Origin of the sequence: Lentilactobacillus fungorum, assembly GCF_016860605.1 — a bacterium.
In the GTDB taxonomy this organism is placed as follows: domain Bacteria; phylum Bacillota; class Bacilli; order Lactobacillales; family Lactobacillaceae; genus Lentilactobacillus; species Lentilactobacillus fungorum.
In genome coordinates this window covers 1-13,266 of sequence record NZ_BNJR01000010.1, presented here as the reverse complement: position 1 = coordinate 13,266, position 13,266 = coordinate 1, and the positions used below count along the sequence as shown (strand labels likewise).

Genomic DNA, 13,266 nt, shown 5'->3' with positions numbered 1-13,266 from the left:
GGAGGTCCATTTTGAGTCCAATTAAAATTCTATTTATTTCAATTGAGGGAAATACCCGCTCATTCGTAAAAAAATTAGCCGATTATGCGTCTGGCATGCATGATCAAGATTCGCAAAATCCAGTTGTCTCATTTAAAGAAATTTCGGAGCAAACCGATTTTGCGGACGAAGTCGATCCTTTCTTCGCGTTTGTTCCAACCTATTTAGATGGGGGAAATGGCATTGATACAGGTGTCAAAGAGTTGATGACAAATACACTAGGGGAATACATCGACTATAATCAGAATGCTTCATTATGCCGTGGCATTATCGGCAGCGGCAATAAAAATTTTAACGAACAGTATTGTTTAACCGCTCGCCGCTATGCCTCCAAATTCAACGTGCCATTTCTCGCTGATTACGAGCTAAGAGGGACGGGGCGAGATGTTGAGCGCATCTATGAGTTGCTAAAAACAACCGCGTAATCATTTTAATGACAAGGCCAACGCCAATTGTATTTTTGCTGCTATCACTAAAAATCGGCAACGTTGAACCGTTTGCCTGTCAAATCAATCTGTTTAATTACAAAAACCACAAGTATCCTCAAATCAGGAATGCTTGTGGTTTTTAGTAACTTGTAAGGCCAAACGAGTCTTAGTAGCTGCAATAAGTAATCAGCTCTATGCAGTAATTTATTTTTCAGTTAGTCCATCTTCGCAATCTCTCGGCTTTTGTTGACAACCATTAAGATGATCAAAAAGCCAATAATCAACCCGGCTGCCAGTAAAAATAGTCCCCGATACGATGCAAAGTCGAGAATCACCCCGCCAAACAACGGTCCTAGGGCGCGACCAAACGACATAAATAGGTTATACATTCCTTGAAACTTACCACGCTGCCTAGGGGTTGATAAGCTGTCAATCCAAGCCGGAATTCCTGGAAAGCCAATCATTTCACCAATTGTCGTAATCACCATGACTAAAATAAAGGCCGGATAGGTTTTCGCAAAAATCAAACAGATAAACGATAACGCAAAGATGGCCGTGCCAACATATGTCTGGGTACTCAGTTTAAACCTCGTACTGGCTCGATTAACAAACGGCTGACCAAATACAATCATCAAGCCGTTTAACGTCCATAACAAGCTGTAATTTTCAAATGGAATATGCAAGCTAGTCATATGAACGGGCACGACACTCTCCCATAGCGCATAGGCCAGGTATAGGGATAAGACAACGCCGCAAATTGCCAGAACCATTTTATTAACATCAATCTCTGGTGGTGCGCCTTTTGCCACCGTTGTCTTTTTCGGGATTCGCCGGTCTACGGTTACGTTGAAATCAATCAAGGTAATCACCAACAGAGCGAAATAAAAAAGAGAGGTTACTGCGAATACAACGGTGACGCCATGCTTTAATAAAAAGCCAACCATGAGTGTCCCAATGACAATGCCGACATTTTGACCAATATACAACACATTAAAAATAGCTCGCGTTGACCGACTTTTAATGCTAGCGGCGTATGAGTTTAATAATGTCATGCAGGCACCATCGCCTAAACCAACGAATAACAGCATAATTGAAAACATCGGCCAACCATGGAAGAAGATCAGGATGATGATTGCCGACGTTGAAATGATGACACTAATGATCGTCGTTAAGTATGGAGACCATCTATCAAATAAGTAGCCCCCCAGATAATTCCCCAACATCATAAACCCAGACATCGCCAGCAGCGTAAACCCAGCAAGGGTCAACGACTTATGTAAATAGTTATGCATGTACACCGTTACGAGTGGCCACATGAAGGCTGCCCCCGCATTTAAAATTAAGGAATAAATAATAACCGAGTTAAATCGGATTTCGTTTCTCCGCTTGAACAATTAATCAGTCCTTTCTATAATGGCCATTTCTTGTCATCATTTCTTGTCATCACTTCTTTAACCATTCTCGCATATTCTAAAGGAAAACAAAACAAAAGAAGCCAGAACCAAATTGCTTTGATTCCAGCTTCTCAATAATCAATCACGGGTTAATTACTTTTCTAGCGCAAACTTATAGTAATGTACCGGTGAATTGCCATATTGCACTTTGATGGCTTTATTTGATTTGTTGACGATAATAAAATGCATATTGTCAGTAAATCTTAAGTAGAACTTCTGGTAGGTCTTATGACCACGTTGGCGATAAGTAATGCCCCAAAAAGTCTTACTGTAGGTTGTTACCTTGTAGCTAGCATAGTTAATCAACTTCTTTTGGAACTTACCATTCTGATACAAGCCTTGGTTTAACCCACCAGCTTGGCTAAACTTCGTGACAACCGTGTAACCATTGTTATTACCGGAGCGCCAAGTCCCAGTTGGTTCGTTGATCGTAATCTTGCTACTTGAACTGCTAGTAGTCGAAGAGGTCGTTTTGCTGGTTGAACTGGTACTTGCTGTTGCGGATTTGGCAGCCTTAACCGTCATAATCCGATAAAAATAAGATGTTGAGGAGCGCCGAGCATACACGTAAAGTTTCTGATTAGCCTTAAGGTTGGTATGAAGGTCGGCACTAAACTTACCAGTTTGACTGTCAGATTTGCTTGTAGCAATCGTCTTTTTGTTAGCCGTTCTGACAATAATTGAAACCCCTTTTGAGGCGGTTCCGGTAACGCTCTTTGAAGTGTTATAAACGTTGTTGACCTTCAAGGAAGGCGAACTTGCCGATGCGTTCACTCCGAATCCTAGCAGAAATGAAAATACAACTGCGAAAAAAGCAAATACTTTGATTTTTTTCATCGTTAGTTACTCCTAATTTTTAATTTGCACTTTATATTATAAGGGATTCCCCACGAATGTGTTCGAATGTTAACCCCTTTTATATGTTTCTTAATAAACCGGGAGGGTGCTAAAATGACTGGTGCCGATGTGAAAAGCGCCTTCATGAAAATAATATTCATTTACATTGTCAATACGCTTTTGTTGCCTGGCTATGTGTTATATAATGTTAGCGAACTGGTATAGACAATATACCTGAATGACCTAGTTAATTTATTGATAGGAGTGAACATTTTGCCAACAGAAAGACGTTCTTTAATTGTGCTCTTCGGAGCAACCGGTGACCTTGCCACTCGTAAACTTTATCCAGCAATGCTAAAGCTTTACGAAAAAGGGAATATTCGTGACCACTTTGCCGTAATTGGCACTTCCCGCCACAAGATTGATGATGCCAAATACCGCGAAATCGTCGAAAAATCCGTTGCCAACGAAAGTAGCAACAAAAAATTAGTGAACGACTTTATCAGCCACTTTTATTTTGTAACTCACGATGTTACTAATATTAGTCATTATGCTGACTTAAAAACCAAGGCAGCCGAACTTGATAAACAGTACACGTTAGGCGGCAACCGGGTATTCTATATCTCAATGGCCCCTAACTTCTTTGGAATTGTTGCCAAGAACTTAAAATCTCAACACCTATTATCTGAAAACGGCGGCTTTAACCGGCTAGTTATTGAAAAACCATTTGGCCGTGACTTTGATTCCGCTAAGAAACTCAATGATGACTTAAGCAACGCATTTGAAGAAAATCAAATTTTCCGAATTGATCATTACCTCGGAAAGGAAATGATTCAAAATATTGAAGCCATCCGCTTTGGTAACACCATTTTTGAAGCTTTATGGAATAATCGTTACATTGACAATATCCAAGTAACCTTGGCTGAGAATTTGGGAGTTGAAGAGCGTGCTGGTTACTACGATAACTCCGGTGCGCTGCGAGATATGGTTCAAAACCACATCATGCAAATTGTTAGCCTACTTGCGATGGAGCAACCGGTTGCATTCAAGGATACTGATATTCGACAAGAAAAGGTAAAAGCTTTACGGAGCCTTCGGGTTTATAACGTGGCTGAAGCCTCAACTAACTTTGTCCGAGGTCAATATGGCGGCGTCGGCAATTCCAAGGAATATCGTCAAGAAGATGGTGTGCCAAAGGATTCCAATACCGAAACTTTTGTGGCCGGTAAATTATTGTTTGATAACTATCGCTGGTCCGGTACCCCATTTTATATTCGGACTGGAAAGAAATTAGCCGATAAATTCACGCGTGTCGACGTTGTCTTCAAGAAGCCGCTGGTTGACATCTTTGCCTTCCCACAAAGTGGTAGCGCCCCATTAAGCGCGAATGTCTTAACCATTTTCATCGAACCTAACCAAGGCTTCTCATTGATGGTCAATGCTAAAAACAGTGAACAAGGCTTCCATACTGAACCAGTTAACTTACAATTCCTTGAAGATTCCAAGCGGACCAAAGAAACCCCTCAACCATATGAACGCTTAATCCATGATGTTTTGAAAGGTGACGGTACTAACTTTGCCAGTTGGCCGGAAGTTGCCAGCGCTTGGAAGTTTGTCGATCAAATTCGCCGGGTTTGGGATATTCAGCAGCCAATGTTTCCAAATTACATTCCGGGCTCAATGGGACCAGTTTCTGCTGATGAACTGTTAGCCAGAGATCACCGCGAATGGGTTTATAAACTAAACAAATAACCATGAAAATGTTTTTCAAAATCAAGCCATTTGTTTTCACAATCTTTCAACTTATTTGAACAAATTCCTACTCTAACGTGCTTTTTTGTTCACTTTATGATTGTGAGATGGTACACTATCGGTGTAGTATTGTGTCGTAATTCTTAAAAGAAAAGGATGGTTTTTAAATGTCTGATCAAAAAGCAAATATCGGAGTCGTCGGAATGGCCGTTATGGGCAAGAATTTAGCCCTTAACATTGAAAGCCGCGGTTATACAGTAGGTATCTTTAACCGTACCGGTGCCAAGACCGAAGAAGTAATGAAGGATCATGGAGACAAAAAACTGGTTCCTAGCTATACGATTGAGGACTTTGTTCAGTCTCTTGAAACCCCTCGTCGAATTGTCATGATGGTTAAGGCTGGTAAGCCAACTGACGCCGTTATTGATGAATTATTACCATTACTCGACAAGGGTGATGTTTTAATCGACGGTGGTAACACAAACTTCCACGATACCATGGCTAGAAACGCCCGCCTTGATAAATCAGGAATCAACTTTATCGGCATGGGGGTTTCAGGTGGTGAACTTGGTGCTCTGCAAGGCCCTTCATTGATGCCAGGTGGCCAAAAAGAAGCTTATGAGTTGGTAGAACCAATTTTGAAGCAAATCGCTGCCAAGGCGCCTGCTGATGGCGAACCATGTGTTACCTACATTGGCCCGAATGGTGCTGGCCACTACGTTAAGATGGTCCACAACGGTATCGAATATGGTGACGAAGAGTTAATCGACGAAAGTTACAATATTTTACGAAACCTCGCTGGCTATAACGTCGATGAATTAGCTGACATTTACAAAGACTGGAACAAGGGTGAACTTGACAGTTACTTAATCGAAATCACCGCTGATATCTTGACTCACAAAGATGATTTAGGCGACGATAAGACTAAGCCAATCGTTGACATGATCCTTGACCGGGGTGCTAACAAAGGAACCGGTAAGTGGAGTTCACAAGATGCCCTTGAAATTGGCATCGACCAATCAGTCATTACCGAAGCCGTTTATGCCCGATTCATTTCAATGTTCAAAAAGGACCGGGTTGCCGCTTCTAAGGTGTTACCAAAGCCTAAAGCTGACGTTGACTTCGATAAGAAGGAATTGGTTGAAAAGGTCAGAGAAGCCCTCTACTTTGGTAAAGTGATGAGTTATGCTCAAGGCTTTGACCAATTAAAGGCTGCTTCAGATCAATACAAGTGGGATATCAAGTTAGGCGAAATGGCCAAGATTTGGCGTGCCGGCTGCATTATCCGGGCTCGTTTCTTGCAAAACATCACCGATGCTTACGACAAAAACCCAGATCTTCAAAACTTATTGCTTGACCCTTACTTCACTGATATCTGCAAGAAGTATCAAGAATCAGCTCGTGACGTGGTTGCATTGGCTACTAAGGCCGGCGTACCAGTACCATCATTGGCTGCTGCCGTTTCTTACTACGATTCATACCGTTCAGAAGTTGTTCCCGCAAACTTATTGCAAGCTCAACGTGACTACTTCGGTGCTCATACCTATGAACGTGTCGATCGCCCAGGAAACTTCCATTACACTTGGTATGAAGAACAATAGAGTGCTCTTTAAGCTAGTTTGCTTTTGAGCATTAATAAAATAATAGGGATTGGTGTGCGAGTTTGCATATCAATCCTTATTTTTTGGTTAGGCGGAAAAGCTGGTCATTAGTAAGCAGTGTTAGCTACTTACAAACAAAATAGTAATTTATCAAATTACAATGGCTGCAAATAGGCATGTACAGTGATCCAATCTGCCAAGCAGCTAGCAAGCAGGAGTACTATCCAGATTTTGGAAAGTAAGCAATTGCCTTATTGAAACCTCAAAATTAGAAAAAGAGCTCTAAACTAACAGAAATCCGTTAATTTAGAGCTCTTTTAGTAAGAACTTGTTTAGCTAAAATTGAGTTTCTGGGGATTGGTAAAGATAACTCTTGTCGGGTTTTAAATGCTTGGCAACTGTGGCATTACCATAATAAAGCTGAATTCCTTCAATTTCCACTTTACTCCCTTGACCAGCCCAATCAGAAGCACTTCCCAATCCAGGCCTCATCCTTCCTAAGTAAACCAGCTTTAATTATTTGCTTGTCTACCCAAGAAGGCGTACATCCCCGTGATCAAAGTTGCTTGTTTGTCAAAAAACTAAGCACCTTTTTCCGCCTTAATCTTCTGGCCAAATTCCGTTTCATCAAAATGATCAATCACATTTTGTAAATCAGGTTGGGTCAAGCTGGCCCCAAACAATTCGCTGCCGGGCTCGGTCATAATCCCATCCGCTAATCGGTAATGCCGCACCGTATCAAATCCCATCGTATTCACAAATTGCGCTACTTGATCAACGGCTTCATGGTTATCACCAGTTACGAATAATGCCTTTCGATTAGCCTCGCCAGCTGCTTTGGCCTCTTCTTGGAGGTTGTGGTAGCCCATGTGGTTGAATGTTTTGACAATTGTACTCTTATTGAAATACTGTTGAACCTGCTCACTGGACGTTGACGACGGGTCTAACACTTCTTCTCTAATTCCATCCGTCTCCCACCAGTAATTCATTGCATCAATCACTAACTTCCCTTTAAGCAGCTTGGCAGGAATATTTTTATAGCGACTGAGCGGGATTGCCAAAATAATCAAATCGCTTTTACTAACGACGCCTTGATTAGTCGCCGGCGTCGCCCCCGGTGCCAACGTACTAATGGTCAACGCAATTTTTTGAACTGATCCGGAACCAGAAATTCGGACATGATAGCCGGCTGCAAGTGCCAATTGGGCCAAGACGATACCAACTTTACCAGCACCTATGATCCCAACCGTTTTAATCTCACTCATGCAACCGCCTCCCCGGATAGGATTTCCTTAACGCGCGGAATCACTTTCGTCCCATAAAGCTCAATCATCCGCTCGCGCTGAGCAGCAGTTTGATTGCCAGCCCCATAAACCAGATCAAAACGACCTAAGTCAAGTAAGTTAATTGTTCGGGCAATTCGCTGGGCAACGTGTTCTGGATTACCAACGTAAAAAGAACCCGACTGAGTTTCGCCATCAAATTGCTCTCGACTCATTGGTGCCCAGCCGCGGGTGAGGCCAATTCGATCAAAATTAGCCTTAATATTTTTCCAAGCAACTTCAACAGCTTCATCCTCATCGTCAGCAATAAAGCCATGGGAGTGAACCGCAACTGGATAGACTGGCATGTTGTATTGCGCAGCGGCTTTTTTATATAGATCCAAGTATGGGACAAATCGATCCGCTTGGCCGCCGATGATCGCCAAAATTACTTTATAGCCATACCGGGCCGCCCGAATGATTGACTCTGGTGACCCACCGATACCGATATATGTTTCCAAGCCATCATAGTCAGTCTTTGGATAAACGTCTTGATCCTTCAGGGACTGGGTAAACTTGCCATCCCACGTAATTGGCTTTTCTTTAATCAGTTGGCTATACATTTCAAGCTTTTCGTTGAATAAATCATCATAATCAATCAAATCGTATCCAAAGAGTGGAAACGACTCCGTAAACGATCCGCGGCCAAGCATCACTTGCGCGCGGCCTTGCGAAAGGCCTTCGAGAGTCGCAAACCGTTCATACACCCGCACTGGGTTATCTGAGCTGAGAACGGTAACGGCCGTTGCCAATTTAATTTGCTTCGTAACCGAAGCGATGGCCCCTAACACAACTTCTGGACTGGAGACGCTGTAATCGGGGCGATGATGTTCACCAACTCCAATCACATCAATCCCCAGCTTATCAGCTAGCTCGCCTTCCTTGACGATTTGGCGAATTGATTGGCCGGCTGTCAACAATTCACCATCTTCTTTGGCAACAATGTCTCCAAAAGTTTCGAGACCAAACTGTAATTTATCTACGTTAACCATATGCTTCCTCCCACCGCTTATCTTTTGTAAGTATGATATCAGATTATCTTAAATCGGCGTAAAAAGCAACTAAAGTGTTGCCGCTTCTCGCTTGGTTTCGCATGTTGCAACGGGGTTCAATGGGGTTGTCTATCACTAAACTATCTACTTCGTTTTCTTCCAAATTAACGAAAAAGAACCGGTGACAACCACTTAGTTATCATCAGTTCCCGCTAAAATTTCAGGTATTTAATTATTCGTGGTGTGTCATGCCACTCAGTCGATCAAGGGTTTCCTGCTTAAGGTAGTAAGGGGTGATTCCATCATCCATGGCTTTGGATAATAGCCCCTGTGCCTTCTTTTGGGCAATCACTGTCGGTACTTTTAAGGCCATTACCGACTTATTAATCACCATTTGATGAACATCGACACCAGTCCGATAATGCAACGGTTGTTGACTAATTCTTTGCTTGGATTGTTTAGTCTTTCCTTTAGCCACGAAAATCCCTCCTTACATATAAAGTGAACGCTCATAACCGCCGAGTAAGCTAGGCGCGTAAATGCAGCCATCGAAGCATCAGTCTGCCCCAGCAAAAACTCTTGAAGCCAAATTTTTGCTGGGAATGATTGTATGCAGGTGATTATTTTATATAACTAACCTGCAAGTTCATTAACTTCATAATAGCAAATTCCAAATTGAAAGTATATTGAAATGACTAGTCACGAACGCTAATTTGGTTGAACTTATCTTCATACCACTGATCCCATGATCCAGCCATCAAATGGCCTTCAGCATCATAGTCGGGATTAATCACCGAAATTACGTGCTTAATATCTTGGCCACGATCCTTATACAAGTCCGCTCTCATTTGTTCGGGAGTAAAGGCCTGATTTTCAAAAACAAAATGATTAATATCTGCCAAATAATAGTCAACTTTATATTCGGCTAGAATTTCAAGATCATTTTTCTTTAGCCATCTTAGATAAAAGTCAATAAAATCTTGAATTGCTTTTTTGGTCGCTGTTTCGTCTAGCTTATCGATTGATACGATGTTTGCCACAGTGCCACCTCCTCCATAATCCTATTATGCCACAAATATTAGGGCATAGTCTAATTTAGTAGTATGATAAAAGTGAATCCAAAATAATCAAAGGATGCGGATATTATGTCAAACAGAAAAGTTTATACAGATTATTTTTTTGATGAGCCTGCTTATAACACCCACGATGGTGGCTACGTGCCACTAGTCGAGCCAACGACACCTCAACAACCGCTTAGAATTCCAGAGCTCCTCAAGCCTGACAAAGAAACGGCAAGTGATATGTACTACACGGTCACTGCCCAGGCTGGTGAGGTTCAGTTACTTCCCGGGGCCAAAACAGAGACTTGGGGATTCAATGCACCGTTACTTGGTAAGACCATTCTTTTCAAAAATGGCAAGACCATTCACATTACCTTAAAAAATGACTTACCAGAATTAACAACTTTCCATTGGCATGGACTAAACGTTCCTGGTCCTGTCACCGATGGCGGCTGTCATGCGCCAGTTTATCCAGGAGAAAGTACCGAAATTCAATTCAAGTGCCATCAACCAGCAGCAACCCTTTGGCTTCACGCGCACCCATGCCCATCAACAGCTGAACAAGTCTGGAAGGGCCTGGCAACCATGGTGGTTGTCAAAGATGCCGTCGAAGACAAACTGCCGTTTCCTCACCATTATGGTATCGATGATATCCCGTTGATTTTACAAGATCGCCGCTTCCATGAAAATAATCAGTGGGACTACTTAGCTGACTATGATCCCGATGGCGTTCAAGGGCCTACCCCACTCATTAATGGAACCGTTAATCCATATTTTGATGTTACTACACAGCGATTGCGGCTCCGGTTGCTAGATGGTGCCAACCGACGGGAGTGGCGCCTTCATTTTAGCAATGATTTAAAGTTTACCCAGATTGCCTCAGATGGTGGTGTGCTACCGGAACCTGTCGATTTCACCCACTTGATGCTTACCTGCGCTGAACGGGCTGAAGTGATCGTTGACTTTAGCGGCTACAAGCCAGGCGATGTGGTGACGCTTTATTCTGACGATATCCCAATTGCCCACTTTAGAATTCATGAATTTGCCCCAGATCACACCAAGCTTCCCAATCACTTAGTTGATATCCCTGATCCCGAAGTGACTGCCAATGCTCCTGTCCATCAAGTAGTCATGTCTGGAATGGATGAAGAAGTCATGATCAATAATCAAAAGTTCGATATGCAACGAATTGATGACCGGCAACAAGTTGGCAAAGTTGAATATTGGGATATTTCTAATACAAATGATAAAGCTTCGGGCATGGTCCATCCTTATCACATGCATGGCACCCAGTTCCGAGTCATTTCTAGAAACGGTCATGCCCCTTATCCAAACGAGAATGGTTTAAAAGATACTGTTGGGGTTAACCCGGGAGAAACGGTTCGCTTAAAGGTTTGGTTCGAACACCTTGGCGTTTATATGAATCACTGCCATATCATTGAGCACGAAGATGGCGGTATGATGGCGCAATTTGAGGTCTACGATCCTGATCACCCTAAGAAATATCAACTGATGGACATGACAACCTTGATGAATGCGTTTGCCAAAGAGCGCGGCGTCAAAGTGTCAGACCTCCATATTCCTGGAATGGATATGTAATCTTTATCCTTGCAACCATCTTTTGGATATGATAGGATACCTTATGGAATGAAAATTGAATATGGCTGTTAGGTGAGGCTCCTATGTGAAAAATGCTACTGCTCAGAAACGTCGAAAAACGCCAATGAGTCAGCTGTCCAGGTCAGAGTAAGGCTTGGACTAACGTAGCTGTTATTATAACTACATCACATAGTGCTAAAGCTCAACGACTGGCGAAGCTTTATTTTGTGTGTCCAGTCGTTCGCGGCCGGACATTTTTCATTCTAATCAAACTTTTTAAAGAGGTGAGCATCATGACAGCAGAATTTATAGATCCTGGAGCGTCGAAACATCAGTCTACCAAGGGAAAACCGGTTGTGATGACTCCCCTCACAGCTTTGATTTAACGAGAAATTGTTACAATCGATTTTCCCAAGATCATGAATAGTTTGACCGCCTAAACGTTTTGTTTCTTGCTTAGTGGCTTTAGTGCTATCTGCATCACAAGAAAATTCCCGTCTTCGTTGGTTTAGGTTCGTCAACTCTTTTGGGAATTCGATTAATGCAATTTCTCAGTGGTTTTGAGCATATAGGTACTGACGTACTTGTGTTCAATCGACTTCGGCCGATAAACGCTTCACCCTTTAGGAGACTATTGGGGGAGAATGAGATTAATCGTTATATATTGCCAACACATAAATACGATAATCATAGTAATTATGAGGGACATTACCTCCAAGAATCTGGTGGAAACTGATTCTTGAACAATGACTGCTATCTTATCGAATAACATCATAAAGCCGCCAACGTAAATTCGTTAGCGGCTTTTTAATTTAATGTTTTTTAAATGAAGCAATGTATTTTTTCGACTTTTCTTCGTCAAACTCTTTTTCTGATTTACCAATTACGACGGTTGCAAGCGAATTCCCAACTACGTTAACAGCGGTTCGTCCCATATCCACAATTCGGTCAATCCCGGCAATAAATGTCAACCCGGTTACTGGAACGCCAATCGTTGAAATTGTTGCCAATAAAACAACAAATGAAGCACCAGGAACGCCAGCCATCCCTTTTGAGGTAATCATTAAAACAACCAGTAAGGTAATTTGTTGGCCAATCGACAAGTTAATGTGATATGCCTGAGCTAAGAATAAAGCTGCGATTGATTGATAAATTGCTGAGCCATCTAAATTAAAAGTATATCCAGTTGGAATTACGAAGGAAACAATTCCCTGACTAGAACCAAATTTACCCATCTTTTCAATCATTTTTGGCAAAACTGCTTCAGAGCTGGCGGTTGAGAACGCCAGAACAATTTCATCCTTAATAACCAATAAGAGATCAAAAATACTGAAGCCAAATATTTTAGCAACAATTCCCATAATGACTAGAATAAAGGCAGCCATCGTTACGTAGGCAATCGCCACAAAGTATCCTAATGGAATTAAGGCCCCAATCCCCATTTCGGCTAGAGCAACTCCAATTAAGGCACAAACGCCAATTGGGGCAGCGTGCATTACCCAATTAGTTACTTTAAACATCACTTCTGCTACTGCATTTAAAGCATCAATTAAAATCTGTCCTTTTTCACCAATCGCTGCAATCCCTAAACCGAAGAAAACAGAAAAGAAAATCACTGGCATCATATCGCCATTAGCAAGTGAACGAAAAATATTTGTTGGAATAATGCCTAATAGGGTTCCCCAAATTCCAGTATGCTGTGCGGATTTTGCGGTGGCCATATATTGGCTGATATCAGACCCGTGGAGCGAATGAATGTCGATCATCGTCCCTGGATGAAGCACGTTTGCTACAATCATTCCAAGCGCAATGGCAATGGTCGTCATCAACTCAAAATAAATGATGGTTTTTAAACCAACTCTACCCAGCTTCTTAATATCCCCCATGCTGGCGATCCCGACAGTTAAACAAGATACAACGATTGGTAGCACAATCATCTGAATTAAGTTGATGAACATCGTCCCAATATTTTGCATCGTTGTAATGGCAGTATTATTTTTATAAAAAATGATCCCAAAAATAACCCCCAAAACTAATCCAATCAAAATTTGCCAGCCCAAGGTCAATCGATACGCCTTATAGTGCTTCATAATTTCACCCGTATTCTATTAAAATATGTACTTATATTAATATAAAACAAAAGCCTTCAACAGTAAATAACCATTGAAGACTCTTATAGCT

12 protein-coding genes and 1 riboswitch are annotated in these 13,266 nt (G+C 42.0%); of the genes, 4 read left to right on the top strand and 8 right to left on the bottom strand.

The window, feature by feature from the left end; genetic code table 11:
• Positions 1-11: 11 nt before the first annotated feature.
• The gene (gene nrdI, locus YK48G_RS04450; RefSeq protein ID WP_203629522.1) at positions 12-464 is read left to right on the top strand and encodes a class Ib ribonucleoside-diphosphate reductase assembly flavoprotein NrdI; all 453 of its coding nucleotides are present in this window, start codon (positions 12-14) and stop codon (positions 462-464) included.
• Positions 465-682: 218 nt separating this feature from the next.
• Here nrdI and YK48G_RS04445 read toward each other — a convergent pair whose 3' ends face one another.
• A complete protein-coding gene (locus tag YK48G_RS04445; protein WP_203629521.1) occupies positions 683-1,861 on the bottom strand; it encodes an MDR family MFS transporter in 1,179 nt (392 codons plus the stop codon).
• Positions 1,862-2,014: 153 nt separating this feature from the next.
• Entirely contained in the window at positions 2,015-2,758 is a 744-nt protein-coding gene (locus YK48G_RS04440) for an Ig-like domain-containing protein (protein ID WP_203629520.1), read from the bottom strand.
• 273 nt (positions 2,759-3,031) lie between these two features.
• Between YK48G_RS04440 and zwf the strand changes: the two genes are divergently transcribed.
• On the top strand, positions 3,032-4,510 hold the full coding sequence (zwf, locus tag YK48G_RS04435; RefSeq protein ID WP_203629519.1) for a glucose-6-phosphate dehydrogenase: 1,479 nt from the start codon (positions 3,032-3,034) through the stop codon (positions 4,508-4,510).
• 167 nt (positions 4,511-4,677) lie between these two features.
• Entirely contained in the window at positions 4,678-6,111 is a 1,434-nt protein-coding gene (gene gnd, locus YK48G_RS04430; protein WP_203629518.1) for an NADP-dependent phosphogluconate dehydrogenase, read from the top strand.
• Positions 6,112-6,447: 336 nt separating this feature from the next.
• Here the strand turns inward: gnd and YK48G_RS04425 are convergent, their stop codons facing one another.
• The 5 genes from YK48G_RS04425 to YK48G_RS04405 form a co-directional block, all read right to left on the bottom strand.
• Positions 6,448-6,591, bottom strand: a complete 144-nt coding sequence (locus YK48G_RS04425) for a hypothetical protein (protein ID WP_203629517.1) — start codon at positions 6,589-6,591, stop codon at positions 6,448-6,450.
• Between the two features lie 101 nt (positions 6,592-6,692).
• A complete protein-coding gene (locus tag YK48G_RS04420) occupies positions 6,693-7,376 on the bottom strand; it encodes an NADPH-dependent F420 reductase (protein WP_203629516.1) in 684 nt (227 codons plus the stop codon).
• Positions 7,373-8,425 (bottom strand): LLM class flavin-dependent oxidoreductase, encoded by a 1,053-nt coding sequence (locus YK48G_RS04415; RefSeq protein WP_203629515.1) that lies wholly within the window; start codon positions 8,423-8,425, stop codon positions 7,373-7,375. The genes YK48G_RS04420 and YK48G_RS04415 overlap by 4 nt, the downstream gene beginning before the upstream one ends.
• Before the next feature lie 232 nt (positions 8,426-8,657).
• Positions 8,658-8,903, bottom strand: a complete 246-nt coding sequence (locus YK48G_RS04410) for a hypothetical protein (RefSeq protein WP_203629514.1) — start codon at positions 8,901-8,903, stop codon at positions 8,658-8,660.
• A gap of 217 nt (positions 8,904-9,120) precedes the next feature.
• Positions 9,121-9,465, bottom strand: a complete 345-nt coding sequence (locus YK48G_RS04405; RefSeq protein WP_203629513.1) for a hypothetical protein — start codon at positions 9,463-9,465, stop codon at positions 9,121-9,123.
• Between the two features lie 105 nt (positions 9,466-9,570).
• On the opposite strand from YK48G_RS04405, the gene YK48G_RS04400 reads away from it, so the two are divergent.
• Positions 9,571-11,085: a multicopper oxidase family protein gene (locus YK48G_RS04400; RefSeq protein ID WP_203629512.1), complete on the top strand. Its 1,515-nt coding sequence runs from the start codon at positions 9,571-9,573 to the stop codon at positions 11,083-11,085.
• 57 nt (positions 11,086-11,142) lie between these two features.
• Positions 11,143-11,306, top strand: a riboswitch (M-box (ykoK) riboswitch).
• A gap of 591 nt (positions 11,307-11,897) precedes the next feature.
• On the opposite strand, the gene YK48G_RS04395 is transcribed toward YK48G_RS04400, so the two are convergent.
• Positions 11,898-13,175, bottom strand: coding sequence for a cation:dicarboxylate symporter family transporter (locus tag YK48G_RS04395; protein WP_203629511.1), 1,278 nt, complete (start codon positions 13,173-13,175; stop codon positions 11,898-11,900).
• Positions 13,176-13,266 lie beyond the last annotated feature (91 nt).